We start from the raw sequence: 726 nt of genomic DNA, 5'->3' as shown, positions 1-726 counted from the left end.
TCGTCCATTTCCCCGTCGCCCAGGAACGCCCAGACCTGCTGGTCCGAGGTGTCTTTGAGGCCGCGGTTGTGCAGGTACCGGTTGGACTGGGCCTGGTAGATCGCGTTCATCGGCCCGATGCCCATGGACACGGTGGGGAATTCCCAGAACTCCGGCATCAGCCGCGGGTGCGGGTAGGAGGACAGGGCGTGCCCGGCCTTGGACTTTTCCTGCCGGAACCCGTCCAGGTCCTCCTCGGTCAGGCGTCCTTCCATGAACGCCCTGGCGTACATGCCGGGGGAGGCGTGGCCCTGGAAGAAGACTTGGTCCCCGCCGCCGGGGTGGTCCTTGCCGCGGAAGAAGTGGTTGAACCCGACCTCGTACAGGGTCGCGGCCCCGGCGTAGGTGGAGATGTGCCCGCCCACCCCGATGTTCGGGCGCTGGGAGCGGTGCACCATCACCGCGGCGTTCCAGCGCATGTAGGCCCGGTAGCGGCGTTCGTATTCCTCGTTGCCGGGGAACTCCGCTTCCTGGTCCGCCGGGATGGTGTTCACATAGTCCGTGGTGGTGACCATCGGGACCCCGACGCTCTGGGCGCCGGCACGCTGCAGGAGACTGCGCATGATGTACTGGGCACGCTCAGTGCCCTGTTCCCTGATCAGCGTATCCAGGGACTCAATCCATTCGGCGGTCTCTTCCGGATCACGATCAGGCAGCTGGTTAGTCAACCCGCTGAGGATATGGGAG

General features: G+C 65.6%; 1 pseudogene. It reads right to left on the bottom strand.

The features are described 5' to 3' along the window. A pseudogene (locus WMN78_RS08245) lies at window positions 1-726 on the bottom strand (pyruvate dehydrogenase (acetyl-transferring), homodimeric type); the annotation flags it as partial.

The organism is Arthrobacter oryzae (genome assembly GCF_037911235.1).
GTDB lineage: Bacteria > Actinomycetota > Actinomycetes > Actinomycetales > Micrococcaceae > Arthrobacter > Arthrobacter oryzae_E.
This window is presented reverse-complemented; position numbering and strand designations above follow the sequence as displayed.